Genomic DNA, 24,544 nt, shown 5'->3' with positions numbered 1-24,544 from the left:
GGGCAGGTGCGTACTTGTCATTAAAAGCAATAAAAAAACCGACCATCATGACGATAGTCGGTTGAATAAAAATAGTCGGTTGAATAAAATAAGGCTTTTAAGCGTGTGTTTAGATAATTAAATCAGGTCGCTATGTGCTTGAATAGCGGTCAGAGCGATGGTGTAGACGATATCATCGATCAGCGCGCCACGGGATAGATCGTTGACAGGCTTGTTTAGACCTTGGAGCATCGGACCCACACTAATGACATTGGCGCTACGTTGCACCGCTTTATAAGTAGTGTTACCCGTGTTTAAGTCTGGGAAGATAAACACGTTAGCTTGTCCAGCGACTGGCGAGTCTGGGGCTTTTTGCTTACCAACGCTCATGACCGAAGCAGCGTCATATTGCAATGGGCCATCAACAGCGAGATTGGGGGCGCGTTCGCGAACGATCTCCGTGGCGCGAGTGACTTTTTCAACATCAGCACCCGTACCCGATGCACCGGTTGAATAGCTAATCATAGCAACTTTTGGCTCGATACCGAATGCTGCGGCAGATTGCGCAGACTGGATAGCAATCTCAGCCAATTCCTCAGCGGTTGGGTCTGGGTTAATGGCACAGTCGCCATATACAACGACTTGCTCAGGCAACAGCATAAAGAAGATCGACGATACTAATGAGTACTGCGGTGCCGTCTTAATCAGCTGAAATGCAGGGCGTACCGTGTTGGCAGTAGTATGAATCGCACCAGAGACTAGACCATCGACTTCATCCATCTGCAGCATGATAGTGCCTAAATAAACTGTATCTTGCAGATATTCAGCAGCCACGTCTGCGGTGGTTTTACCTTTACGGCGTTCAACGACCGCCGCGATATATTTACTCATATCGAGCGTATCAGGATCGATAATCTCAAGCCCTTCTGGCAAGATTAAATCGCGGTTTTTGGCAACTTGTTCGACATCTTCGCGCTTAGCCAATAGCACACAGTTTGCGATACCGCGGCTTTGGCAGATACACGCTGCCTCTACGGTACGTGGTTCCGAGCCTTCTGGCAATACCACACGCTTTTTAGCATTTTGTGCTTTTAAGACGACTTGATGACGGAAAGCTGCTGGCGATAAACGCGGTTTGTGATCACCACTGAACTGCTCTTTAATCCAGCTTAAGTCCAAATGCGCCGCTACATAACGGGTAACGTCTAACGCGCGCTCGGTATCATCACTTGGAATCTCAGCGCTCATATGCATGAGGTTCTGTACTGTCTCGTAGCTATCCGTCTCGACACTCATAACTGGAATGCCCGTTTTGAGTGCAGATTGCCATAATTCAGTGACGGTCTCGTTTGGCATGACGCCGCCCGTTAATACTAGACCTGCTAATGGAACGCCATTAATACAGGCTAGAGCCGCCGCCAATAATAAGTCATCACGGTCGCCTGGTACGACAATCAAAGTGCCACGATTGAAGACTTCATCGATACGTGCAATCGAGCGAGCCGTTAAACTAATATGATTAATTCGGCGCGATTTTGCTTCGCCAACGTTCAACCAAGTGGCATCAAGCTCAGCGGCGATATCCCAAGTACGAGGGACGGATAGCGAATCGCTAAATGGCACGACGCCAATTAAGCGAAATTGCTCAGTATCAAAATGCGGTGACAAACGCTGCACTTCTTGAATGAAGCTCTTATCAAGGGTAAAGACAGCTTCACCAGGAGCAACTGGTTGGTTCTCAAAGGTGTTCGGCACATCGACGCGCATCAAGATACACCCTAAGGTACGCTCGCTTGCGATACCGCCAAACTCACGCGCATGCATATCAAGCTTATCAGCAAGATGGGCAGGGTTTTTGGTATCAGCCGTACTGACGAAGATGATTTTGGCATCAAGTGCATGGGCGATAGCACGGTTAATTTGCGCGGCATAAGAGGCTTCAGTCGTCGAGACCAAGCCTTCGCAGATGACAACATCCTGATCACCGCCAATAGTGTGATAATTAATGACCACTTCTTCCATCAAGTCATCAAGGTTACCATCACCAATCATACGCTCAACGCGCTGACGGTTGATAGACTTAGGCGGCGTTAGGCCAAACGCATGCATGGTCAATGCGCTTGAGCTGTCCAAGCTGTTTTGTTTATCGAGCGTATCATCTTGCAAAAACGGCTTCATAAAGCCCGCTTTGATACCGTTATAATCCAGCGCGCGAATCAAGCCTAGTGCCGCTGACGTCACACCGATACCGCGACTGATAGGAACAAGTAATATGGTTTGCATAGCGTATCCTACTATTTATTTATTATATCCTTGAAGGGGTTTATTAAATCCTTTAGGAAGTCATAAAAAGTGCTTACTTCTCGTAGAAGCAGGCTCCTTTTTAAGCTAGTCCTAGCGCTTGGCGGGTCTCTTGCGCAATACGGCACTCTTCATCGGTTGGTACAACCCAAAGCTCAATGCTGCTATCGTCGCTATGGAAGCTACCTTCGCTACCGCCGACTAGGCTTGCGTTTTTGTCAGCATCAAACTTAATACCGAAATGACGCATGACATCTAAGATGCGCGCACGAGTCGTCTTTGAGTTTTCGCCGATACCACCAGTGAAGACAATACCCGTAAAGTCAGGTAGCGCACAGCTTAGGCTGGCTAGATATTTACCAACGCGATAACAGAACATCTCAATGGCAAGCTGCGCATCTTTATGGCCTTCGTTGGCCGCTTCCTCGATGGTACGTAAGTCATTAGATAATCCTGAGATACCGAGCAGACCACTTTCGCTGTTGAGCATCTTATCAATCTCTTCTAAGCTCAAACCAAGCTGACGCTTTAGATGAATATGTAAGCTTGGATCAACATCACCGCTACGCGTACCCATCATCAGGCCTTCAAGCGGTGTTAGTCCCATACTGGTATCCAAGCTTTTGCCATCATAGACGGCGGTCGCAGAGCAACCATTGCCTAAGTGTGCGGTTAACCAACCATGAGGGCCTTTGGCATCTGTAATCTGGCTAGCACGTTCTGAGACGTAAGCATGCGAAGTACCATGGAATCCATAACGACGAATTTTGTGGTCTTCATATAATGATTTCGGCAGCGGATAACGGAAGGCAACTGGCGGCATAGTTTGGTGAAAGGCGGTGTCAAATACGACGACTTGTGGAATTTCAGGATAGATAGCTTGCACAGCTTCAATGCCAAGCGCGTTGGCAGGATTATGTAGCGGTGCTAATACTTTTAGGCGTTTTACTTCTGATAGCACATGCTCGTTCACACGAACAGCTTCTGAATATTCACGGCCACCATGAACCACGCGATGACCGACTGCAATGAAGTGATACTGCTCAAGTAGCTCAAGGATTTTTTGTAAGGCTAATTCATGACGACCACCTGCAATGGCAATTTCAAGCTTTTTGCCATCTAACGTATTGTGTTTAATACGGGCAGTATCCAGACCTAGGTTTTCGGCCAGACCAGTGATACGGGTTGATTCATCTTCGCTGATTAATGCATATTTGATAGAAGACGAACCACAGTTAAGTACCAAGGTGGGGTTAGTCAATGTTGATGTCGTAGTATTTTCATCGTTAAAAGCGGGATTAATGGCGCTGTCGCTCATGCTCTATCCTTAGATTATTTTTAATGAGGAGGTGTTGCTATGTTTATCAAGCAAGTAGTGAATCAATAGGATTACCACTCGTTAAATAAACACAAACTAGCTACACCTATGTTGACACCTGTCAAACAAGAAGGTCGCTGATTTGCTGATCATCTTGGGCTATAATTTTCTGTGTTTCGCATGCTAGCGTATCTGTGAGCTACACGCTAAAGCATTATTACAGCCATACGGTCTGAATATAATGTAACACATTCTTAGTACTACACCACGATAACTATAAGGTTAAAGATTGGCACTCGTCAAGGCACTACAACAACTGTTCACCGAGTACAGCTATAGGGCTTCAGTTGCTATAGCAAGTGCTATAAAGGCAGGTTTAGTAGTAATCAAAATTGTAAGAAAGTTTGTCAGTACAACTCTAAACGTCTCTTTTAACCACTTTTTAAACATTAAAGCTGAGAATGACTAACTTGGTACAAACTAGAAATAATCGAAAAGATAGATGTAAATTAAGCTTATATTTTAGGTTGATTTGGACAAAAAACAGATAAAATTGTCAGTCAATAAAACTCAAGGCGAGCACAGCTTTACTGAATAATGCTATGATTGGAGCGTGCTGAATTTACACGACTTTTAGTCAGCAGCAGTTAGCATTTTTTTACTTATAATTCTTCGTTTATAACGAGTCACTTATAGCTATCCTTTGTATAGCATCTTCACCGTTGCAAGGTCATCTGCCATATGTTTACTATACGCCGCTTTTTAGATACTAAACGCATTCAAAATTTATCTACCAACTCTGGTCGTCATGCTATCTGGACTTTGATGATTGGCAGCGCTGTTATGCTTGGATTGTCAGGTTGCGGACAAAAAGGGGATCTTTATATAGCAGCGCCGAGTAGTCAGACGGTTGCAGGCAATGCAGAGTTGCCAGCCTCAGATCAACTAGATAGCACCAGCCACCCACAAGATGCTGCCTTTGCTAATATCGATGATGACAACTATGACAAGAGCAGTTACTTAGAGCAGCAGCAAGTGCTGCCCGCTGCCAGTGACGATCCCAACGATTACTAGTTTTATTTTTTCCAATGATGCCTTTTCCAATGAAGAGTTTAATAGTGAAGTTCTGTTCCCTTTGAACTTAAGTCTTTTGAAATTAACACTTTTAAGCTTAAATCTTTTAAATTAATGCTTTCGAAGCCGATAACCTGATTAGATTAGAGAACCCGATATGAGTGATTCTAAATTGCAAGCCGACTGCGTAACTATCCATACTGAGCAAGGAGTATATGTTGATCCTACTGCCTTAACCGCCCATCTACCTGAACTGCACTATAACCAAGATGAGTTATGGATGGAGAAGGTAAGTATTAATGAGTTGGTAGAGCGCTACGATACGCCGTGCTATGTATACTCACAGCAGGCAATACTTGATGTGTATCAGGCCTATAGCGACAGCTTTGCGGCGATTGATCATCAGATTTGCTATGCGGTAAAAGCAAACTCAAACCTTGCGGTGTTAGGGGTGCTCGCGGCAGCAGGCGCAGGATTTGATATTGTCTCGCGCGGTGAGCTTATGCGCGTATTGGCAGCAGGGGGACAAGCCGACAAAGTCGTGTTTTCAGGAGTTGGCAAAACGAAAAGCGATATTGAATATGCATTAACCCAAGGTATTGGCTGCTTCAACGTTGAGTCTATTAGTGAATTAACATTAATTAATGAGGTAGCGCAGCAACTTGATAAGCGTGCACCGATATCGCTACGGGTCAATCCCGATGTCGATGCCAAGACCCATCCTTATATCTCAACCGGTCTAAAAGACAATAAGTTTGGCATTGCCCATGAGCAAGCGGTAGCGGTGTATGAGCAGGCTACTGGTTTATCGCATATCGATATCGTTGGAATTGACTGCCATATTGGCTCACAATTAACGGAAGTCGAACCCTTTATTGCTGCTTTAGATAAAGTCATTGAGCTGGTTCATAGCTTGCGCGAAAAAGGTATTGAGCTGCGTCATATTGATTTGGGCGGTGGCTTAGGAGTGCGTTATATTGATGAATCGCCAGTTTCTATCCATGACTTTGCACAAGCCTTATTACCAAAACTAATTGAGCTTGGCAAGACAGTGTTCTTTGAGCCGGGTCGCAGTATGGTTGCCAATGCGGGTATTTTGCTTACCCGTGTTGATGTGCTAAAGCCTACGGAGCATAAGAACTTTGCCATTGTTGATGCCGCGATGAATGATTTGATTCGTCCAGCGCTGTATCAAGCTGAAATGGCCGTCATTCCCAACGTATTATCTAATAAAGGTATCGATACGGATGGCACCCAGCCTTGGGATATCGTGGGTGCAATTTGTGAGACTGGAGATTTCTTAGCAAAAGACCGTCTACTGTCACTCGCAACTGGCGACATTTTAGCAATTACGGGGGCAGGGGCTTATGGCTTTACCATGAGCAGCAACTATAATTCACGTCCGCGTGCAAGTGAAGTCATGGTTGCAGGTGATAGCCATCAGCTGATTCGCAAACGTGAAACTGCTGAGGCACTATATGCAGATGAAATGCTTTGGCAAAATGAACAATAATATAAATGCGCTTTAAAAAGAATATCCTACTGCTGGAACCAATTTTTTGAAGCAATAGAACTGGTTTAATGGAACTGGCTTTTTGCATAGGTAATACTGACTGTTAAATAACAACCCATTGTTGTCATGACAATGGGTTTTTTATGGCAATAGTTATAGTGACTATTATAGTAATTATTATAGGAGCTATTAGATTGATTATCATAGTATGGTCAGTCCTAAATAAAAGAAGTACATAAATTATAATCCACTACTGGAATAAATTTTCCTTGCTTGCTGTGCCTACGCAGACAGAGGCTGCGCAAAATTTATCCCAGTAGTGCTGTATTTATTTTATAGTGGATCTACTATAGTCGCCATAGTATCTATAATTAACGGTTTTAGTAGGATTCATACAGTCTCTGGCTCGCTGATAGTTATCATTGTATCTGACAGCATGCTAATATAACGGATACATAAAAATAGAATAGGACACAAGGATATGCTAATAGAATTTACCAAGATGCATGGTCTGGGCAATGATTTTATGGTCATCGATTTGGTGACCCAGCGCTTAGAGTTGACCAAAGAATTGGTACAGTTATTGGGTGACCGTCATTTAGGTATCGGCTTTGATCAGTTGCTTATCGTCGAGCCGCCGATGCGTCCGGATGTTGATTTTAGCTATCGTATTTTTAATACCGATGGTACAGAGGTTGAGCAGTGCGGTAATGGAGCGCGCTGTTTTGCCCGTTTTGTCCAAGCGCGTAAGCTATCATTTAAGCAGCGCCTGCGGGTCGAGACAGCCAGTGGTATTATTTCTTTGACGACGGATCGTTATGGCTGGGTGGAAGTCGATATGGGTAAGCCCAAGTTTGCGCCGGATGAGATTCCATTTACCCCTAGAGCGACGACTAAGATTCAAAATGCCTATCATTTAGATGTAAATGGTACGCCTGTGCAGCTTTACGTGGCCAATATGGGCAACCCGCATGCTGTCATCAAAGTCGACGATGTACTTGACGCTGAAGTCGAAACCTTAGGCAAGGCCATTGAATCGCATCCGGCATTCCCAGATCGAGTCAATGTAGGCTTTATGCAAATCATGAATCAGCGTCATATTCGCTTGCGTGTCTATGAACGCGGTGTCGGTGAGACCCAAGCATGTGGCACTGGGGCGTGCGCAGCGGTTGCGATTGGCATACGTGAAGGTTGGCTTGATGAAGGCGAAGATGTGCGCGCGCAGCTATATGGCGGTAGCATGATTATCCGCTGGCAGCCCGGTTACTCAGTCATGATGACGGGTCCAACCGCCTTTGTTTATGAGGGCGTATTTAGTCCAGATGGCTTAATGGCGCAAGCAGGTATCAAGCCCAGCCCTGCCAATTAAACAAGCTGTATTTTTAGCGTTAAGGGCAACTCATGTCTCGCATGGATAGTCATACTTATAAGCAGGCGCAGTCTATAGAGTTGGATGAACCATTACGTGAGCTGTTGTCACCTGTCCACCGATGGCTAAATACTTTGGCTGTGCGCAATCACTCTGTGCATACCTTGACGGCTTATTTTTCTGGCTTGAATCAGTTGGCGTTATTCTTACGTGGTAAGAAGCTGACGTGGACACGCTGTGATAAACGCCAGCTGGCTCAGCATATTAGTCAGCGCCTTGATGAAGACAAGCTTGCGCTTGCTAGCGTACAGCAAGAGCTGTCAGCTATTCGGCACTTTTATGGCTGGATGATTGAAGAGGATTTGGCACGTATCAATCCAACCACTGGCTATCAATTAAAGCGCAGTCCTAGACCATTGCCATCTATTGCTGATGTGGATTTACTTACCCAATTGCTCGATCAAGAGATGCCTGATACACCTGAGCAGGCACGCCTGTGGTTGCGTGATAAAGCGATGTTTGAATTGCTATACAGCAGTGGGCTGCGGGTAGGTGAGTTGGTGGCGCTTGATGTCACCGACGTAGATTTGTCCGATTTGCGTGTGCGTGTGACGGGTAAAGGTAATAAAACACGCATAGTGCCGATAGGCGCTAAAGCTGCTGCTGCTATCAATCGTTATTTGCCGCATCGAAATCTGTGGGTGGAGCACCAAGACAGCGCTCTATTTATCAGTGAGAAACTGGGCACTCGACTATCAACGCGTGCCGTACAGCAGCGTCTAAAAGTAGCAGCAACGCGGGCTGGCATCGCCCAAAATCTGTATCCGCATCTATTACGCCATTGTTTTGCTTCACATATGCTCTCAGGTAGTGGCGACTTGCGCGCCGTACAAGAGATGCTAGGCCATAGTGATATCAGTACCACGCAGATCTATACACATGTGGATTTTGCTAAGTTAACCCAAGTCTATGACCGTGCCCATCCGCGTGCCACACACAGTCAAAATGAGAAAGATTAGCAGTGGTGTTAAGCCAGACGTTAACTTATGCTAAACGATGACGTTGATTATGCTAAGCGATGGCACTGAAAAATAGGCAGTTTTTGCCGTGCTTGCTCTTGAACATGCTTGTCTAAGTCAGCGAATACTAACGCATAGTTTTTATCTTGGGTTTGAGTAGTTAGATTGCTGTCATCATAGCTATCCTTGACGGTACCATCAAAAGCAGTAATGGCTGCATGTCCCCACGTCTGGCGGATACTACCATTTTTATAAGTATGATCACCGCCTTGCGCCGCTCCAACCACCATACATTGACTGTCCAAGGCGCGAGCTTGCAACAGTAGCGACCAATGCGCTTGTCCCGTTAAATACGTAAAAGCAGAAGGAGCGCTTAATATATCTGCTCCAGCTTGACGCAGACGCTGAGCTAGCGCTGGAAAACGTAAATCAAAACATACCATCATTCCTAGTTGATAAACCGAATTATCTGCTTCAATTGGAGCGACTACCGTCTGTGTCCCTGGCTCAAATGTCGCTGCTTCATTATAGCTGCCTTGCTTATCGGCGACGGTTGCGGTAAACAGGTGAATCTTGTCATAGCGTGCGACCTGCGTCCCGTCAGGGCCAAACAGCTGACTGACTTGGCGCAAACGTCCATCGGGTACGGTAACGGCATCTGGACGATAAGAGCAGGGTAGCGAGCCGACTAGTAAGTGGACATTATTTGCACGCGCATAATCTGCTAAGGTGGCAGATAGGGACTCAAAGCGCTCAGCGGTTGCAAACTGCTGCCCCATGCTACAGCAGTTCTCAGGTAACACCACAAGCTGTGCTCCTTGCGCACTGGCGTCACTAATAGCAAATTTTATAGTAGCAAGGTTGGCATCGATGTCTTGCTGGCTATTCATTTGTACGCCAGCGACGGTAAGTTTATGATTTTGTGTGCTGTTATTCATATATTTATTCTCAGTTATTGTTTTAAGATATAAATTATCATAGCAAAATTGCTGCAAAAAATGCTATCGTCATTATTCAATGTAGTGGTACTTCAAGTAGTTGTACTGCAAGTTACTACGAACAAGAAAGATAATTTAATCTTATTCAACTCGCTCAGATTAATGCTCTTAGTGCTTGTATTTGTTTTGCCAGCTATTTTAATTTTTGCAAATAGTATAAGCTTATAGAAACACTACTAGTTCTCAGTGAACAGTTAACCCATATAACCAAAGCAATATCATTGGAGTGTAATACACCAGCTATGAGTATGTCGTTTGGATTGGCGACCGCGCTAACTACCTCACAAAAGCTAACCCCGCAGATGCAGCAAGCTATCAAATTGTTGCAGCTCTCTAGTCTTGAGCTTGCACATGAGGTACAGGCCAAGCTGGATAGTAATCCATTACTCGAGCGCGTCGAGGAAGATGAGTATGGAGATAGTGGTGATGAACTCGCCGACGATCTAGATGATTCCTTGACGCTTGAGATGTGGAACGGCGATAGCGAAATTGGTGTATCTACTGATCTATCTGATTCATCAGCTACCGATGATGCTTTTGATTATGACACTGCCGAATATGACGACACATTCAACGATAGCTTAGATAAATTGCAACAGGCAAATATTGATGGCAGTGCTATGGATAATACTGCGATAGACAATGACTATCAAAGCAATGATTATCAAGGTACAGATAGCGATGAAAGCTATAGCAGCTATGATCTTGGTAGCTTTAGTGGCAGTAGCGCAGCAGTAAGCGCAGATTATGATGAACTTGACGATTATCAAGGGAGCACCAGTACTAGTATTCAAGACTATGTACGCTGGCAGCTTAATTTTAAACGTCTTTCAGAGACAGATACCTTGATCGCAGAGTATCTCATGGATTCGATGGATGACATGGGTTTTGTGCAGTTAGATATTGACGAGTTGCTAAAAAGTCTAGAGACAATGGCAAGTTTTTATCAATGGGATGACCATATAGAGCGCGATGAGATAGAAGTGGTACTGCGCATTATCCAATCTTGTGATCCATTAGGCGTAGGCGCACGTAATCTAAGCGAATGTCTCGCTATTCAATTGGCTAAGCTTGACCCTGACACAGCATACCTCAAGCATGCACAAGCCTTGCTGTCTGCTAGCGAGCATTTGGTTAGCAATAATATTAAAGCATTAACCGATACTACTGGCTTGTTATCTGCACACATTACCCCCGCACTTAACCTATTACGCACATTAAACCCTGCGCCAGGCCTATCATTTCAAAGCAGTCAGCCTGATTACACTCAGCCGCCTGCAAGCTACGATATCCCTGATGTATTAGTAACCCCAATACGTCGCACCTCTAACGGTAAAACACCAGATGGTGGCTGGCATGTACGTCTCAATCCAGCCACATTACCGAAACTACGAGTTAACCAAGAGTATGCAAACTTAGTCAAGCGTGGCGATGATAGCTCCGACAATCAGTATTTACGTGAAAACCTTACAGACGCACGACTATTTATTCGTAGTATCGAGGAGCGCAATCAAAATCTACTCAAAGTTGCGACCAGTATCGTACGCCGTCAAGATGAGTTTTTGCAATATGGTGCTACAGCTATGCAACCTTTAATACTAAAGGATGTCGCTGCTGAAGTTGACCTACACGAATCTACAGTGTCGCGTTTGACCACCAGTAAGACGATTCTAACTCCGCAGGGACTGTTTTCGCTCAAGCATTTCTTTTCGTCACACGTTAGCAGTAGTGATGGGGATATTTCTTCGACCGCTATCAGTGCCATGATTAAGCAGCTTATCAATGACGAGAATCCAAAAAAGCCTCTGTCCGATAGCCGTATCCAAACCCAGCTACTCACTGACGGTATAGATATCGCGCGACGTACCGTTGCTAAATATCGAGAAGCGATGAATATTAGCTCCTCCACGCAGCGCAAGCAAAAATACTAGCCGCTAATACTAGGGTATGTCCTCAATCTGCACGAGTGAACCTCTCATGGGCTAAAAATGGCTATATTTCCGTCACTCTTTGAAAATTTCTAGACAATATGTTCATATTCTCTGCAAAACTTCCTTTGATTGACAAAAATCTATCTCATTTTTATTACCATTATCAAAATGAGGACACGCCCTAAAAGTCGTAATATTACACATTACAATACTAACAATCACCATGCCCAAGACCATTTAAAATTTACAGATAGTCTTTGCTGAAATTGTGACCAGATTCTGTCGTCCAAGCTTTATATAATACTAATTAGCCAAAAATACCAGCAGCCTGTAGAAACAATTGGCATCTACTAGAAAGATAACTATATTCGTTTATATAAATAAAAAATAAAAAGTCCCAATTATATATAATTAAGAAAAGAACAACAGCTATGATTACATTTAGTTACAATATAGCGTCTTGCTACTCGTCAGTTTTCATGACAAATTAGAGGTATATCAATAATAAATATTAAGAGGTTTATCTATATTATTAATATGTGGTGACAAACGGATATGCCACAGAATATATGAAGAATCAATTGGTGTTATTGATGAGGCAAGGTGGCAAAGGCAGGAGTGCCGACCCATCTGTTGACTATAAGTAATAAATATAAGGATCAGCATATGAATATTTCTATCAGTGGTCACCATATCAGCGTAACCGATGCAATGAACACAGCTGTACGCGATAAGCTTGAGAAAGTAGAGCGTCACTTCGATCAGATCCAAAGTATTCAAGTGATACTGTCACTAGATAATAGTGGAGCGAACGATGGTGGTAAAAAGAGCCATAAGGCTGAAGCCATCATACGTGTATCAGGGAAAGAGATGTTCGTCCAAGCTTGCGACGATGATATGTATAAAGCCATTAATGAGATGGCAGACAAGCTCGATAGACAAGTGCGTAAATATAAAACTCGTCAAGAAGCTAAGAAGACTCAAGGCGCTGGGCGTGATGGACGTTATGAAGACATACTAGGGGCTGAAGCTGCTCCAGCTATTTAGAAAAACTGGTATTCAACAAAGAAAATATAAATAAAACGTTAATAATAAAAAGACCTCAACATGTTATGTGTTGAGGTCTTTTTAGGTTTGAGATATTTGATATAAAAGTTAGCCACCACCGACTGCTTGTACTACTTCAATACTCATACCTTCAACAATACGTAACTGTCCAAGTTCACTTTTTGGGATTAGCTCACCATCGACTTCAACTGCATAGCGACCAGTACTCAATCCCAGTTCATTAACGACTAACTGTACGGTCTGATGAGTAGTTTGTAAAGTTCTGCCATTAACATGAATAGTGCTCATAATATTTGCTCCCTCAAAAATGATGATTTGTATCAATAGCTATTCAGCTTATCGTTTTAAGACAATGCTTTAGAGCTAAGCTTCAAGACTAGGTTTTAAGAAAGTAACGTTGTTTTAAGAAAGTATCGCTATTTGTCCATGCGAAACGCAGTCACTGCCAGCCATAACCAACCCGCTATCAATAATACGCCACCAATAGGCGTAATAGCGCCAAACCAGCGCGGTGCCCCTAGAGTCATCGCAAACAAGCTACCAGCAAAAATAACAATACCAATTTGCAGTAACCAAGCGGTGGTTTGAGTCGCATAATTCAAGCGAATCAGGAGTCCAACGAGTAATAGACCTAGTGCATGAATAAATAGATACAACGTTGCCGTATGCCACCATGCCAGCTCTTGAGCATTGACCATATTTTTGATGGCATGAGCTCCAAAAGCACCTAAGGCGACAGCGATAGCAAGGTTGATCGCTGCAATACCTATCCAATTTAACATTACACAACTCTTATTATAGATTATCTATCAATGTTGCTAATGGCACGCCCGGCTATTTACTGAACATCATCAGGCAAAATTACACTCTCAATAGTCATTGCATCGCGGATTTTATCCATTGCATTTTTCTCAATTTGGCGCACTCGTTCTGCTGAAATAGAGTAGACAGCTGCTAATTCGTGCAAGGTAGACTTCTGTTCTGTCAACCAGCGCTGCTCGACGATATCACGTGAGCGATCATCTAATGTATCCATTGCAGCAATCAGTGCTGATGAGTTGTTCTCTTCCCAATCAGATTCTTCTACCATCTCGGCAGGATCGATACCATCTTCTAAGAATAACTGTGGAGCATAGCGTCCATCATCATCGTCACTCGATTGAGTCTCAAACGATGCATCGTATGAAGTCAGTCGCGACTCCATCTCCAAGACTTGCTTACGCGTGACATTCAAATCATTGGCGATAGCATCTGCTTCTTCTAACGTTAGCTGGTTATTGGTCTTTTTTAGACTACGTAAATTAAAGAACAATTTACGATGGGCTTTAGTCGTCGCAACTTTGACAATACGCCAGTTACGAATCACAAATTCATGAATCTCAGCTTTGATCCAATGGACGGCAAAGGATACTAGACGTACGCCTTTATTTGGATCGAAGCGCTTAACCGCTTTCATCAATCCCAAGTTACCTTCTTGGATTAAATCAGCCTGTGGTAACCCATAACCCGAATAGCTACGGGCAATATGAATAACAAAACGTAGGTGCGACATAACGAGCAAGCGTGCAGCCTCGACATCACCTTCATCATAATAGCGATGGGCAAGTTCTTGCTCTTGAGTAGGCGTCAAAATTGGAATTTGATGTACAGTATTAATATACGCACCCAAATTCACTCCAGGTGCAGACAGGTGAGTAGGCATCGCGGGTACTAAATCACGTGTGCTGGTATCTTCTAAGGCACTAGCATCGTAAGGAGGGCGCTGTGCGGCAGCATTAAGTGCTGCTTCACGTGCGGCATTTTTTTCAGTACCAGCACTGTTTTGCGTCTTTTTCGTTGTCGACGATTCAGTAGAAGGAGTAGCCATATTCTTGACCTTGATTAAATAGGTAAGCAAATATTAAATGAGCAAATATTCAGATAAAAATCTTTATTGTCTTAATTGTAAAGGATAGCGACGCTTAGTTGCTATCGGTTTTGGTAATGATGAAGTGAAATATTGTATCGGACGGCTCTGATAAGGTGTTGTCAGCAGTTTGCGGCTTGGTCATCTGGTTAATTGTCAACAGTAACTGATTATCGCCATCCATTTGGTGAGTTTGCTGACAGAAAGCAGTAATATCTGCTTGAGAGTTAGGATCAGTTGCCACAACATACAATGACTCACCACTCGCCACATTACGCAGTGCTACTTTAGTTTTTAGTAGCGGCATTGGACAAGCAAGACCGCGTCCATCTACCATGTTTTTTATCCTAACAATCGGTTGAACATCGTCTATAACCTCTGTCATCTGAATGTCACTAATACAGTCCGTCGGTAATAAACGTAGTAAGGACGCAATCGTATGCTGCTCAGTATTAGATAAGTTTTGCTGTAAATATACATGATAAGGTGTATACAAATGGCTTTCAGCGGACATAGACGAAACCCTTAAACTCTTAGTTATTGATAGTTAGGTTTTAAGACTTAACGTATAAAGATGACGTGAGATCATGGATATATTATAACAAATAGCTGCTTAGCAAATGCAGTTGAATATAGTCATCGTCATGATTGGCCTACTAGAATTACCATGATGGATTCATTAGAGTGACATAATCATGTTGCACAATGGTGACGCTCGCCTAGATATTGGTAGCCAATACCACGCTAGAATTGACGTTATGCAGACAACCTCGTATAGTCAAAAAACAATGATATGGCCGATAGCATAGGATACGCATTTGAACTATTTACATAGCTCTTTGATCACTGACTTCCCAACAACCAACTATGCAAATAACAAACAGCATACTAGGGTTTGGCCTCAATCACATCAGCGTTCAACGTTTCGATATGTAGGTCTGTTTGTACTGTTGGCAATTGCCAGTAACCATAGCTATGCTGCGCCTACTGCTATGCAACAATCGGCAACACCATCGGCATTGGTGACTAATCCGGTCTATGGCTCATGGCAGACTTCAAAATCTGATGAACTAGAGTTACCAAACTTGCAAGGTCAGGGGTTAAGCTTCGCGGATCAATATCAAAATAAAATAATAGGTGAGTGGTCACTTCAAAATATCAATGGCCGCGTTAAGATGGAGCATGATCCTTGGATTCAAGAAACCGTCAAAAACATGACATGGCGGCTCAATGCACAAGCGCGGCAGCAAGCACCATTAGCATTAGTCATTATTGATAATCCTAGCATCAACGCCTTTGCTGCACCTGGCGGAGTCATTGGCTTGAACACAGGTACTATCTTGGCGGCAAGTAGTATGGATGAGCTAGCAAGCGTAGTGGCTCATGAGGTCGCCCATGTTAGCCAAAGGCATTATGAAAATAGTGCGGATGAGAAGAGAAAAGCCATGCTGATGCAGATAGGTGGCATGTTAGCGGCCATTGCTGCTTCAACTGCTGATGGTGATGCGGCGGCCGCTGTAATGATGGGTAGTCAGACCGCTGCTATGAATAGCAGCATGGCTTTTAGTCGTAATAATGAACGCGAAGCTGATCGGGTAGGGATGCAAATTATGACCCAAGCTGGCTATGACCCACGAGCGATGCCAAGATTCTTCGGTACGATGAATCAGCAAAGCCAGCTCAATCAAGTTGCCAATCGCTTCTTACCAAGCTTTGTACGCTCACATCCACTTAGTAACGAACGTCTAAGTGAGTCGCAAAGTCGTGCTCAGCGTTATCCCTCGTTATCATTAACTCAGCAGCAGCGCCATCAAGCACTATTTGATCTCCTTTACTGGCGAGTAAAAACCACTGGTAAGCATGCCTCTGAGACAGAGTTAACGACTGCTGCTAAGAACAGCGTGGGAGCAAAATTGGCTTTAATGCATTGGTACGGCGAACATCAGCGTTTTGATGAGGCTAATGACATAATGGCGCAGCTTACGGCATTACCCGCAGACCAGCGGCAAACGTTGGAACCCTTATTGTCTATTACTCATAGCCAAGTGCTCACTGAGCAGAATAAATGGGCGCAGGCAGCTGAAGTACTGGCAGCTCAGCAACGTCTCTATCCTGAGCGCCGCGATTTGCGTCTATATTTAGCAGAAGCGCTAACCAATAGTAATCGGCCGACCCAAGCACAAGCGCTACTCAAATCTCTTACCCAGCAGCAGCCAAGTGATCGCTATGCATGGCAAAGTTTACAACTGGCCAATGAAAAGCTAGCCAAAACCACTGCATCACCGCAGGTTGCACGTATAGCCACGATTAATGCGCTGCGTTATCGCAGTCATGACCAGCTGTGGAATGGGCGTTACGACTCAGCGCTAACCTCATTAACGCAGGCGAAACAGCTAACCAAGCAGCTGCAAGCTAGTGCACAAGGCAGTAGTGCCCGTCCATTACTAGCAAGTATCGAGCAGGAAATTAAAAACGTAAAAACCGCCAAAGACTATAAGCCTTAGGCGGTATGTTTATACGTTTTGAGCGCTGCAGTTTTTAATATGAAATCTGCTAAGGGGCTTTGGTTGCGATCCTCTAGTTACGATGCTCTAATTGCAATATTTTAACTGGCAATTAACCTTGTAGCGCATCTTTTACTAGCTTTGAGATGAGTGCAGGATCAGCACGGCCAGCAGTTTTATTCTTAAGTACGCCCATTACACTACCCATATCGCGCATAGATGTTGCGCCTTGTGCCGCGATTTCTGCATTCACTAAGGCAGCAAGTTCGGCATCATCCATCTGCTTAGGCATGAATTCATTAATAATATCAATCTCGAACTGCTCTTTGGTGGCTAAGTCATCACGGTTATTTTCAGTAAAGATAGTCAATGACTCTTGGCGCTGTTTTAATTGCTTTTGTAATACTTCTAGAACGCCTGCATCATCAAGCTCAGTCTGACGATCAATCTCGATTTGCTTGATAACTGCTTGTACGTTACGTAAGACTTTAACGCGCTCAATCTCACGCGCTTTCATTGATGTTTTAATATCGTCTGATAAAGTCTGTTTAAGTTGGCTCATTGTTATTATTCCTTGTTCGTTAAATTTTAGGCTGATGAGATTTTTACTTCAAGTCTGTATCGTTAGCAGCAATAACAAAAATTGTAGCATAAAAAACGCCACTGATATCAATGGATAACAGTGGCGTTAGTGTAGCGCTGGTACTTAACTAATCGTATTATTGATTAGTACATACGAGTGGTACGAATAGTTTCGCGTTGTAACTTTTTCTTATAACGCTTTACAGCAGCAGCTTTTTTGCGCTTGCGTACTTGCGTTGGTTTTTCATAAAACTCACGCTTACGTACGTCTGACAATACACCAGCTTTTTCACAAGCGCGCTTGAAACGACGGATAGCGATATCAACTGGTTCGTTTTCTTTAACCTTAACTGCAGGCATGACGACTCCTTGATTAGGATGAGATATAAAGGCATTAGTTTGGCTGTATATTAGTATTTAGCCGTAATATCTCAAGATTACAGGCATCAGCTCAAACTAGGATAATCTTGCGCATTAACACAAGGGCAGGTATTTTAATAAAAAATGGCTGTAAAGTCAATGCTTTTAGTGCATCTGCGTATGTCTATTATTAGGCGAGATAAGCCATGAATGCAGCTTCTATACGTATTTTAAATCCTGATAAATGTGTTTAGAGCTTAATAAACCTATAAAAAGTAAATGAATAAAAAATCCCTACTGTCTATAACGGTTTGGTTTGAGTTTATGCTATGATAATTTCCATATAGTAGTAAGCATATTCAAGTCGATGTGTCCATTTTATTAAGGGTGTTGGAATGAAGAAAACAGTACTAAATACAGCTTTAAGCACAGCATTTATTGTCACTCTTGGGTTTGGCATTACTGCCTGTAGTAGTGATAAAGAAGGTGAGTCACATGAAGTGATGGCAGTAGATCGCGTTGATGAAGCCGCTGAGCTTGCGCGCAAAAATGCTCCTGAAGCTGAAGATATGGAATTTCCAGAAACAGCTCCAATGCCAGTAACTGAAGCCGATGGTACAGTAGTAGATGGTGCGGAAACAGAAGGCGCTGCAACTGCTGAAGCAGCAACGACTGATACTGCTATGGCAGAGACTACGGCTACTGACGGTGCTAATACAGATGCGGCAGTCGCTGATAGTGCAGGTATGCCAGCTGCTGATACGACTGCAACCACTACCCCAGCCGAACCAGCTACGAATTAATAGCGGTTAAGTTTCCCATCAGTCTGAAGTTTATGCGCTGTAATTGGCAGCCACTAACATGAAATATCGAGTAGAGGTGTGATCATGATTAATAAAAAACAGCGTATGAACAAAAGACCATTGAGTAAATTAACCTGGTCTGTGATTAGCATTAGCACGTTGCTGACACTTAGCGCTTGTAGCGGTGATAATACGCCTACCGAAGAGCCTGCTGCTGTCAATGAACCTGCCGATACAACCGTAGTGGTAGATGAAGCGCCTATAGTAGAGCCTGAGGTGATTACGCCTGAACCTGTTGTAGAGCCTACCGATACAGTAGTTGAAGAAGTAGCACAAGAGGTTGCTGCAGAGCCTGAGGTATTGGCTGCTGATGCAGGTGCTAAGTTATATGAGACCAATTGCAAAGTCTGTCATGAGAGCGGCTTACTTGATGCGCCCAAATATGGCGATAAGGCTGCGTGGGCACCGCGTCTTACTAAAGGCACAGAGACGCTACACATGCACTCAGCCAAAGGCTTTAACAAAATGCCAGCTCAAGCCACTGATAAGGTGAGCGAAGCCCAAGTCTATGCGGCTGTTGATTATATGATCGCAGCAGTGAGCTGATATTGGTTATTAGAATATATTCGCTATTGAAATTTGCTAAACTGACCGTCATTGTGACTGACAATGGCGGTTTTTTTATACATATTTTTTTAGATGCTAAATAATGAAAAGCGCTGCAAAAAATGATATGAAGACAAAAGTATAAAGGCAAAAGTATGAAGGTATTGGGTTTAGAGACTTCTTGTGATGAGACGGGTCTGGCGATTTTTGATAGTGAGCAGATGGATAGTGGCAATCAAGGTCTGGTCGGACAAGTATTGTATTCACAGATAGAGCTGCATGCACTCTATGGCGGCGTGGTGCCTGAGCTTGCCAGTCGCGATCATATTCGCAAGCTGGTACCTTTGCTTAATGAGCTGTTAGAGCAGTGCGACGTCAAGAAAAGCGAGATTGACGCTATTGCCTATACCAAAGGTCCAGGACTGATTGGCGCTTTGATGACCGGTGCATTATTTGGGCGCAGTTTGGCGTACGGCTTAGACATTCCAGCGATTGGTATTCATCATATGGAAGGGCACTTATTAGCACCATTAATGGGCGCAAATCCGCCAGCGTTTCCTTTTGTATCATTATTAGTGTCCGGCGGTCATACTTTACTGATTGCCGCACATGGTATTGGGCAGTATGAGATATTGGGTGAATCGATAGATGATGCAGCGGGTGAGTGCTTTGATAAAGCCGCCAAAATGCTAGGCTTGCCTTATCCTGGTGGCCCTAATATAGCCAAATTGGCGGAAACTGGTAATCAAAATGCTTACAGCCTACCAAGACCAATGCTACATCGCGGTTTAGACTTTTCCTTTAGCGGTATGAAAACAGCCGTGCACAATCTTATCAAAGACACAGATGGCTCAGGTCATGGATCAGAAAATGGCTCTAATAGCGACCCACAAGTTCGCGCTGACATTGCCGCAAGCTTTCAACATGCAATGGTTGATACGCTAGTGAAGAAGAGCGTTAAAGCACTTAAGCAAGCAGATATGAGCCGTTTAGTGATTGCAGGCGGCGTCAGTGCCAATACTCATTTACGTGAAACCTTAGAAGCTGAGTTGGCCAAAATAAATGCGACCGTCCATTATGCGCCGCCTGCTTTATGTACTGATAATGGGGCGATGATTGCTTATGCGGGTTACGAGCGTCTGCAAGCAGGGCAGTCTGATGACTTGGCTGTCAGTTGTGTGCCACGTTGGCCGATGACCGAGCTGCCTGCGGTGTAATAATTTTATTAAGTGTATATCTATATTAAGTGCAGACCCATTAAAAGCCATACAAATTAAGGATAATCTATGCAGTGGCTCGCCATTGGTTTAGGAGCAGCGTTTGGGGCTTGCTTGCGAGCGTGGTTAACACGTTTTAATCTGCTACATAGCTGGATACCTTTGGGTACATTAGGCGCTAATGTCTTAGGCGGTCTGCTGATTGGTCTGGCATTGGTATGGTTTGAACGGATGGATAGCGGGCTGTCTGATAATGTCCGCGTGTTTGTCATGACTGGCTTTTTGGGCGGGCTGACGACCTTTAGCACTTTTAGCGCTGAGGTGTTTAGCTTTATTCATGATGGACGGCTGTTGGCAGGTTTGGCACTGATAGGGTTGCACGTCGGACTGACATTACTGGCAACAGCGCTTGGGTTTTACTTTTTTAAGTTGGTGCTTTAGGCTCTAATCAATGTCACTTATTGAGTTAATGGTCTTACTTAAGTAGTTCCTTTATGCAGTCTGTTTTGGGTGGTCTATTAATATGTTTAAAGGGTGAAATAGTCGGTTCTGTTGGGGTATACCCAAAATAGATCCTAATTTTCTCAACAATGAACAACCTGAGTTAGGAACGCTCCTGAATGGGTGCAATTACATATTCCTATTGCACCTTTTCCTCATAAGGTTCATGGATATTTATTGCTTTAAATTCTTGTTTTTTAATTGAGTTGCCAATAAAGAGGATGACCATAAACCTTAGCAAAATAATCAATTAATGCTCTAACATTTAGAGAGACATGACGAGTATGAGGATAAATAGCTGCGACATGTTGAGGTGTGGTTTTGACGGCCGTACTATAATTAGGCAGTAGCTTGATGAGCTCACCACTCTTTAAATGCTCACCGATGAGCCAATCTGGAAAAAGCACAATCCCCATACCTTTGAGTGCAGATACCAATAAAGATTCTGCATTATTGGACATCAATAAAGCGGGTGCTAAAAATGGCGTCCAATCTTCACTTTCTGTTTTAAAAAGCCAACGATTGGGTCCTGTTGAGCCTTTATATAGTAAACATTTATGATATGTCAGATCTGCTGGCATTTGCAATTTACCATGCGTGCTTATGTACGATGGAGAGGCGGCAAGATGATAGGTTTGCTCGCCAAAAATACGCGCATGAAAGGCAGAATCATTTAAGGTGCCAATTCTAAAAATAACGTCTGTTGCATAATGATGAGGATCAATAAAGTCATCCGTCAAACTCAAATCTATCTGTAATTTAGGATACTGAGCACTAAGCTGTGGTAGCCAAGGTGCGATATGTCGTTGTCCAAAAAATACGGGAGCGTTTATTCTAATTAAACCACCCGGTTCTAATGTCCTGTCTTGAAGCTCCTGCTGTGCTGCACTCATGCTCTCGGTCATGGATTTTGCATAGCGCATAAATACGCGACCTGCCTCAGTAGGAGTAACAGCGCGTGTATTACGGTAAAAAAGCTGTTGTCCTAGTGAGTCCTCTAACTGCTTGATAATACGTGACACTTTAGAAGCCGAGACGCCTTCTTTTCGAGCCACTACAGAAAAACTCTGAGCGTCAAAAACCTCTATAAAAAATAATAGTGTTTGTATGTTGATGGTATCTACCGTATTCATTTGTGCAACTTATGCAAAGGTCATTTTCGTATTATAGCGTTTTTTAATGGGTATACATTGCTGTAAGCTGCAGCGTATTGCTCATTAAGGATTTTTTCATGCAAATTTTATTGATACTCATTGTTGTGTTAGGCGGCATGGGGTTGTCTGTTGAAGCAGGGTTACTTGGGCCTTTAGGGAGTCAGGTAGGCGAGCTATGGGCAACATTGAGCATTTTTGGTGTTGGCGCTGCTTTAACATTCTTTTTGATGTTGTTTTTTAGTCCGCGAGACAGCCCTTCCTTTTTCTCACAGCCGCCTTTACTACTGGTTGGTGGTATTTTAGGGCCTGTTTATGTTGTGGTATTAACTGTAGTGACGCCTGTTATTGGCATTGCGCTGACGATGATTGGGGTATTGGCTGGGCAAGTATTTCAGAGTTTAATCATAGATCATTATGGCTTGTTCGAAACCATGGAACGCAAAATAGACAGCAAACGAATTATCGCTTTATTTTTCATTATTGCCGCACTTGTTTTTATGGCAAAAGGATAACCTAAATGATGCTTATTTTAATGATTGTATTAGCAATAATTGGCGGTGCGGCTTTAAGTATCCAGGCAGCATTAAATGGTCGCCTTGGCAGCAACGTTGGGGTGTTTAAAAGTGCCTTTTTAACCTTTTCTGTGGGTGCGGTTGTGACCGCTTTGCTTATTTTATTTTTTGAGCCAAATCATACCGTTACTTTGATGGATGTCCCTAAGTGGCAACTACTTGGCGCATTGTGTGGTGTTCCTTATATTGTCATTATGGTGGTTGCGGTCCAGCGTATTGGGACTGCTGTGGCAACGGTGGCAGTTATTTTTGGTCAGCTGAGTATGAGTGTATTAATTGATAATTTTGGTTTACTTGGTAATGAGGCCATCAGCCTTTCAGGCAGTCGAATCAGTGCTTTGGTTTGTTTGGCAATCGCGCTTTATTTTATTTATGCTAGCAGCAAGTCTGAACCAAAAGAGACTCAGTAGTTCATACCTATTGATCGTTATTAACCATACTTTCTTAGGTCACAGCTACTATGATGTAGATGTAGTATTGTCAAATTTTTGCAGAATGATATTCGCACACTGTTCATGTGCTTCCATTGGCAGAATGAGCTATGCTGAAGAAATTGTAGAAACTAACATGGGAGGTTTTAATCAGACAGCTCGATTATAATGACCCATGCTGTCGATTTTATAGTCATTAAGTTCATATCTAACACTAGCAGTTCTATGCCTGTATAGCGCACCGATCACGAATAGAATATGTATGGTAGGTACACTACGAAGTACACTGTGGCTATTTCAGCGAGTTAAAGCTTTGATACCATTAGCCTACAGACAGAAGTTCAAGTCCTCACTAGGGGACCATGCTTATTTCCATAACAGTGATTATGGTAAATAAAACCTACAACGGTTTTACTATTCCTTCTAATAAACTCGCAAACCCCTGCATATAAGCCATATCTTTGCTCGCGGTGCGCGTCGCTGCATACAGCTGACAATGCACGCCACTACCCAGCGGACGCGAGACCACCCAGCCTTTTTTCTCATATTCAGCGACTACCCAATCAGGTAATGCCGCTACGCCGCGCTCACTGGCGACCAACTGAATCAGCATTGCTGTCAATTCAGTCGTACGAATACTCGCAAAGCTTACCTCTGCAGGTGTCATAAAGTTGGCAATAATGTCGAGACGCTTAGCTTCCACCGGATAAGCAATCAAAGTCTCATTAGTCAAATCACTGGGCTCAATAAACTCTTGCGCGGCCAAATCATGCGTTGGTGAAAGCACCAAGCGACTCTCATACTCGAATAGTGGCTGATAGCTGATACCGTCTATCGGTAAATCACTGGTAGTAATGAGCAAATCAATATCACCTTCTATCAATAAATGATGCGGCTCAGGCTCAAAACCCGTTGCAAAGTCCAGCTCCACATCCGACCATTCACGGCGGTAATGATTGAGTATCGGCATCAGCCAATCAAAGCAACTATGACATTCAGAGGCGAGGCGTAATCTACCGGCTTGACCGTGAGCTAAACGCTTAAGATTAGATTTGGTGCGGGTGACTTGCGGCATGATGCTGTCTGCCAATGCCAGTACTGCTTTGCCCGCAGGGGTAAAGGTGAGCGGGCGAGTGCGACGATTGACCAAGCTGATATCGTAGTAATTCTCTAGCTCTTTTAGCTGATGCGAGACCGCAGACGCTGTGACATGCAGCTCATCGGCAGCCGCAGCCAATGAGCCATGCGCTCGTAATGCCGTTAAAGTATTGAGATGACGAAGCTCTAGCATAAGACAACCTGATCGCTGAGGTGAGAAAAATTCATTATAACTAATAT

At 43.7% G+C, this 24,544-nt stretch carries 24 protein-coding genes; 13 read left to right on the top strand and 11 right to left on the bottom strand.

What is annotated here, in order from left to right; translation table 11 throughout:
• Positions 1–117 precede the first annotated feature (117 nt).
• The gene (gene pta, locus AAEY87_RS01185; protein ID WP_350655587.1) at positions 118–2,262 is read right to left on the bottom strand and encodes a phosphate acetyltransferase; all 2,145 of its coding nucleotides are present in this window, start codon (positions 2,260–2,262) and stop codon (positions 118–120) included.
• 100 nt (positions 2,263–2,362) lie between these two features.
• Positions 2,363–3,598: an acetate/propionate family kinase gene (locus tag AAEY87_RS01180; RefSeq protein WP_350655585.1), complete on the bottom strand. Its 1,236-nt coding sequence runs from the start codon at positions 3,596–3,598 to the stop codon at positions 2,363–2,365.
• A 741-nt stretch (positions 3,599–4,339) separates the two neighbouring features.
• On the opposite strand from AAEY87_RS01180, the gene lptM reads away from it, so the two are divergent.
• From lptM to AAEY87_RS01160, 4 genes are all read left to right on the top strand, one after another.
• The gene (gene lptM, locus AAEY87_RS01175) at positions 4,340–4,672 is read left to right on the top strand and encodes an LPS translocon maturation chaperone LptM (protein ID WP_350655584.1); all 333 of its coding nucleotides are present in this window, start codon (positions 4,340–4,342) and stop codon (positions 4,670–4,672) included.
• A gap of 157 nt (positions 4,673–4,829) precedes the next feature.
• On the top strand, positions 4,830–6,185 hold the full coding sequence (gene lysA, locus AAEY87_RS01170) for a diaminopimelate decarboxylase (protein WP_350655583.1): 1,356 nt from the start codon (positions 4,830–4,832) through the stop codon (positions 6,183–6,185).
• Between the two features lie 481 nt (positions 6,186–6,666).
• Complete coding sequence (gene dapF, locus AAEY87_RS01165; protein WP_350655582.1) at positions 6,667–7,554, top strand: diaminopimelate epimerase; 888 nt, start codon at positions 6,667–6,669, stop codon at positions 7,552–7,554.
• Positions 7,555–7,586: 32 nt separating this feature from the next.
• Positions 7,587–8,573, top strand: a complete 987-nt coding sequence (locus AAEY87_RS01160; protein ID WP_502945434.1) for a tyrosine recombinase XerC — start codon at positions 7,587–7,589, stop codon at positions 8,571–8,573.
• 47 nt (positions 8,574–8,620) lie between these two features.
• On the opposite strand, the gene AAEY87_RS01155 is transcribed toward AAEY87_RS01160, so the two are convergent.
• Positions 8,621–9,511, bottom strand: a complete 891-nt coding sequence (locus tag AAEY87_RS01155; protein WP_350655581.1) for a nitrilase-related carbon-nitrogen hydrolase — start codon at positions 9,509–9,511, stop codon at positions 8,621–8,623.
• 302 nt (positions 9,512–9,813) lie between these two features.
• Here AAEY87_RS01155 and rpoN point away from each other — a divergent pair, with 302 nt between their 5' ends.
• Together rpoN and hpf are read left to right on the top strand one after the other, a co-directional pair.
• Positions 9,814–11,502 (top strand): RNA polymerase factor sigma-54, encoded by a 1,689-nt coding sequence (gene rpoN, locus AAEY87_RS01150; RefSeq protein ID WP_350655580.1) that lies wholly within the window; start codon positions 9,814–9,816, stop codon positions 11,500–11,502.
• A 666-nt stretch (positions 11,503–12,168) separates the two neighbouring features.
• Positions 12,169–12,549 carry a ribosome hibernation-promoting factor, HPF/YfiA family gene (gene hpf, locus AAEY87_RS01145; protein WP_068034073.1) on the top strand — a complete coding sequence of 127 codons (381 nt, stop codon included), beginning with the start codon at positions 12,169–12,171 and terminating at the stop codon, positions 12,547–12,549.
• Between the two features lie 108 nt (positions 12,550–12,657).
• Here hpf and thiS read toward each other — a convergent pair whose 3' ends face one another.
• From thiS to AAEY87_RS01125, 4 genes are all read right to left on the bottom strand, one after another.
• Positions 12,658–12,858 carry a sulfur carrier protein ThiS gene (gene thiS, locus AAEY87_RS01140; RefSeq protein WP_068034075.1) on the bottom strand — a complete coding sequence of 67 codons (201 nt, stop codon included), beginning with the start codon at positions 12,856–12,858 and terminating at the stop codon, positions 12,658–12,660.
• Positions 12,859–12,986: 128 nt separating this feature from the next.
• A complete protein-coding gene (locus AAEY87_RS01135) occupies positions 12,987–13,352 on the bottom strand; it encodes a DUF423 domain-containing protein (RefSeq protein WP_068034077.1) in 366 nt (121 codons plus the stop codon).
• A gap of 56 nt (positions 13,353–13,408) precedes the next feature.
• Positions 13,409–14,272: an RNA polymerase sigma factor RpoH gene (gene rpoH, locus AAEY87_RS01130; RefSeq protein WP_203226502.1), complete on the bottom strand. Its 864-nt coding sequence runs from the start codon at positions 14,270–14,272 to the stop codon at positions 13,409–13,411.
• Between the two features lie 259 nt (positions 14,273–14,531).
• Positions 14,532–14,990: a sulfurtransferase TusA family protein gene (locus AAEY87_RS01125; protein ID WP_350655578.1), complete on the bottom strand. Its 459-nt coding sequence runs from the start codon at positions 14,988–14,990 to the stop codon at positions 14,532–14,534.
• Between the two features lie 304 nt (positions 14,991–15,294).
• Here AAEY87_RS01125 and AAEY87_RS01120 point away from each other — a divergent pair, with 304 nt between their 5' ends.
• A complete protein-coding gene (locus AAEY87_RS01120; protein WP_350655577.1) occupies positions 15,295–16,980 on the top strand; it encodes a M48 family metalloprotease in 1,686 nt (561 codons plus the stop codon).
• A gap of 112 nt (positions 16,981–17,092) precedes the next feature.
• On the opposite strand, the gene AAEY87_RS01115 is transcribed toward AAEY87_RS01120, so the two are convergent.
• Both AAEY87_RS01115 and rpsU read right to left on the bottom strand, forming a co-directional pair.
• Positions 17,093–17,542 (bottom strand): GatB/YqeY domain-containing protein, encoded by a 450-nt coding sequence (locus tag AAEY87_RS01115; protein WP_068034083.1) that lies wholly within the window; start codon positions 17,540–17,542, stop codon positions 17,093–17,095.
• A gap of 164 nt (positions 17,543–17,706) precedes the next feature.
• Complete coding sequence (gene rpsU, locus AAEY87_RS01110; protein WP_010195908.1) at positions 17,707–17,922, bottom strand: 30S ribosomal protein S21; 216 nt, start codon at positions 17,920–17,922, stop codon at positions 17,707–17,709.
• Between the two features lie 395 nt (positions 17,923–18,317).
• Between rpsU and AAEY87_RS01105 the strand changes: the two genes are divergently transcribed.
• From AAEY87_RS01105 to crcB, 4 genes are all read left to right on the top strand, one after another.
• Positions 18,318–18,725 carry a hypothetical protein gene (locus AAEY87_RS01105; RefSeq protein WP_350655575.1) on the top strand — a complete coding sequence of 136 codons (408 nt, stop codon included), beginning with the start codon at positions 18,318–18,320 and terminating at the stop codon, positions 18,723–18,725.
• A gap of 84 nt (positions 18,726–18,809) precedes the next feature.
• Positions 18,810–19,331: a c-type cytochrome gene (locus tag AAEY87_RS01100; RefSeq protein ID WP_350655573.1), complete on the top strand. Its 522-nt coding sequence runs from the start codon at positions 18,810–18,812 to the stop codon at positions 19,329–19,331.
• Positions 19,332–19,486: 155 nt separating this feature from the next.
• Positions 19,487–20,548, top strand: coding sequence for a tRNA (adenosine(37)-N6)-threonylcarbamoyltransferase complex transferase subunit TsaD (gene tsaD, locus AAEY87_RS01095; protein WP_350655572.1), 1,062 nt, complete (start codon positions 19,487–19,489; stop codon positions 20,546–20,548).
• 69 nt (positions 20,549–20,617) lie between these two features.
• Positions 20,618–20,989, top strand: a complete 372-nt coding sequence (gene crcB / locus AAEY87_RS01090) for a fluoride efflux transporter CrcB (RefSeq protein WP_350655571.1) — start codon at positions 20,618–20,620, stop codon at positions 20,987–20,989.
• A gap of 257 nt (positions 20,990–21,246) precedes the next feature.
• Here the strand turns inward: crcB and AAEY87_RS01085 are convergent, their stop codons facing one another.
• The gene (locus AAEY87_RS01085; RefSeq protein WP_350655570.1) at positions 21,247–22,182 is read right to left on the bottom strand and encodes a LysR family transcriptional regulator; all 936 of its coding nucleotides are present in this window, start codon (positions 22,180–22,182) and stop codon (positions 21,247–21,249) included.
• Positions 22,183–22,280: 98 nt separating this feature from the next.
• Between AAEY87_RS01085 and AAEY87_RS01080 the strand changes: the two genes are divergently transcribed.
• Complete coding sequence (locus tag AAEY87_RS01080; protein WP_350655569.1) at positions 22,281–22,715, top strand: DMT family transporter; 435 nt, start codon at positions 22,281–22,283, stop codon at positions 22,713–22,715.
• 8 nt (positions 22,716–22,723) lie between these two features.
• Complete coding sequence (locus AAEY87_RS01075) at positions 22,724–23,185, top strand: DMT family transporter (protein WP_350655704.1); 462 nt, start codon at positions 22,724–22,726, stop codon at positions 23,183–23,185.
• 421 nt (positions 23,186–23,606) lie between these two features.
• On the opposite strand, the gene AAEY87_RS01070 is transcribed toward AAEY87_RS01075, so the two are convergent.
• Positions 23,607–24,497, bottom strand: a complete 891-nt coding sequence (locus tag AAEY87_RS01070) for a LysR family transcriptional regulator (protein WP_350655568.1) — start codon at positions 24,495–24,497, stop codon at positions 23,607–23,609.
• Between the last annotated feature and the right edge of the window lie 47 nt (positions 24,498–24,544).

The sequence above is a fragment of the Psychrobacter sp. S1-30-MNA-CIBAN-0213 genome (genome assembly GCF_040309845.1).
GTDB lineage: Bacteria > Pseudomonadota > Gammaproteobacteria > Pseudomonadales > Moraxellaceae > Psychrobacter.
This window is presented reverse-complemented; position numbering and strand designations above follow the sequence as displayed.

Excerpts from the sequence above, each read along its gene's own strand:
- AAEY87_RS01135 (WP_068034077.1), bottom strand. The coding sequence starts at position 13,352 with ATGTTAAATTGGATAGGTATTGCAGCGATCAACCTTGCTATCGCTGTC.
- AAEY87_RS01160 (WP_502945434.1), top strand. The coding sequence starts at position 7,587 with ATGTCTCGCATGGATAGTCATACTTATAAGCAGGCGCAGTCTATAGAG.
- crcB (WP_350655571.1), top strand. The coding sequence starts at position 20,618 with ATGCAGTGGCTCGCCATTGGTTTAGGAGCAGCGTTTGGGGCTTGCTTG.
- hpf (WP_068034073.1), top strand. The coding sequence starts at position 12,169 with ATGAATATTTCTATCAGTGGTCACCATATCAGCGTAACCGATGCAATG.
- AAEY87_RS01080 (WP_350655569.1), top strand. The coding sequence starts at position 22,281 with ATGCAAATTTTATTGATACTCATTGTTGTGTTAGGCGGCATGGGGTTG.
- AAEY87_RS01115 (WP_068034083.1), bottom strand. The coding sequence starts at position 17,542 with ATGAGCCAACTTAAACAGACTTTATCAGACGATATTAAAACATCAATG.
- rpoN (WP_350655580.1), top strand. The coding sequence starts at position 9,814 with ATGAGTATGTCGTTTGGATTGGCGACCGCGCTAACTACCTCACAAAAG.
- AAEY87_RS01075 (WP_350655704.1), top strand. The coding sequence starts at position 22,724 with ATGCTTATTTTAATGATTGTATTAGCAATAATTGGCGGTGCGGCTTTA.
- rpoH (WP_203226502.1), bottom strand. The coding sequence starts at position 14,272 with ATGCCTACTCACCTGTCTGCACCTGGAGTGAATTTGGGTGCGTATATT.
- lptM (WP_350655584.1), top strand. The coding sequence starts at position 4,340 with ATGTTTACTATACGCCGCTTTTTAGATACTAAACGCATTCAAAATTTA.
- AAEY87_RS01100 (WP_350655573.1), top strand. The coding sequence starts at position 18,810 with ATGATTAATAAAAAACAGCGTATGAACAAAAGACCATTGAGTAAATTA.
- AAEY87_RS01125 (WP_350655578.1), bottom strand. The coding sequence starts at position 14,990 with ATGTCCGCTGAAAGCCATTTGTATACACCTTATCATGTATATTTACAG.
- AAEY87_RS01105 (WP_350655575.1), top strand. The coding sequence starts at position 18,318 with ATGAAGAAAACAGTACTAAATACAGCTTTAAGCACAGCATTTATTGTC.
- AAEY87_RS01070 (WP_350655568.1), bottom strand. The coding sequence starts at position 24,497 with ATGCTAGAGCTTCGTCATCTCAATACTTTAACGGCATTACGAGCGCAT.
- AAEY87_RS01155 (WP_350655581.1), bottom strand. The coding sequence starts at position 9,511 with ATGAATAACAGCACACAAAATCATAAACTTACCGTCGCTGGCGTACAA.
- AAEY87_RS01180 (WP_350655585.1), bottom strand. The coding sequence starts at position 3,598 with ATGAGCGACAGCGCCATTAATCCCGCTTTTAACGATGAAAATACTACG.
- dapF (WP_350655582.1), top strand. The coding sequence starts at position 6,667 with ATGCTAATAGAATTTACCAAGATGCATGGTCTGGGCAATGATTTTATG.
- rpsU (WP_010195908.1), bottom strand. The coding sequence starts at position 17,922 with ATGCCTGCAGTTAAGGTTAAAGAAAACGAACCAGTTGATATCGCTATC.
- lysA (WP_350655583.1), top strand. The coding sequence starts at position 4,830 with ATGAGTGATTCTAAATTGCAAGCCGACTGCGTAACTATCCATACTGAG.
- pta (WP_350655587.1), bottom strand. The coding sequence starts at position 2,262 with ATGCAAACCATATTACTTGTTCCTATCAGTCGCGGTATCGGTGTGACG.
- thiS (WP_068034075.1), bottom strand. The coding sequence starts at position 12,858 with ATGAGCACTATTCATGTTAATGGCAGAACTTTACAAACTACTCATCAG.
- tsaD (WP_350655572.1), top strand. The coding sequence starts at position 19,487 with ATGAAGGTATTGGGTTTAGAGACTTCTTGTGATGAGACGGGTCTGGCG.
- AAEY87_RS01085 (WP_350655570.1), bottom strand. The coding sequence starts at position 22,182 with ATGAATACGGTAGATACCATCAACATACAAACACTATTATTTTTTATA.